The sequence below is a fragment of the Priestia sp. SIMBA_032 genome (genome assembly GCF_046535215.1).
Taxonomy (GTDB): domain Bacteria; phylum Bacillota; class Bacilli; order Bacillales; family Bacillaceae_H; genus Priestia; species Priestia aryabhattai.
Genome location: NZ_JAWRXD010000375.1, coordinates 1 through 305 on the forward strand (window position 1 = coordinate 1; position 305 = coordinate 305).

Annotated in this window: 1 protein-coding gene; it reads left to right on the plus strand. The window is 55.1% G+C overall.

The annotated features are described in order from the left end of the window. On the plus strand, nt 1-196 hold a 196-nt coding region (locus SB717_RS34810), incomplete at its 5' end, for an S-type pyocin domain-containing protein (protein WP_410907436.1). Between the last annotated feature and the right edge of the window lie 109 nt (nt 197-305).

Sequence of the window (305 nt, forward strand, 5' to 3'; positions counted from 1 at the left end):
GGGCGGCGCGCCGAATGCGCTCAAGGATCTCGCGAGCCCCCCGAGCATCGCCTTCCTCCATATGCCGAAAGTACCTTTGATAGATCGTTTTGCGGACTTGTCCCAGGTTGAGTTCGACGACTACGTGGTGGTGTTTCCTCCCAAAGCTGGCGTGGCGCCTCTGTACATCATGTTCAGGGACCGCCGCGAGCTTTGAGGCAGCATTTTTGCCATGGCCATCCCGATTATTGGTGATGGCCTTTCATCTATTTGTCATATTCAAGTCATATCGTATTCATGCGGCCTGCCGATACTTGGGCCCGTTC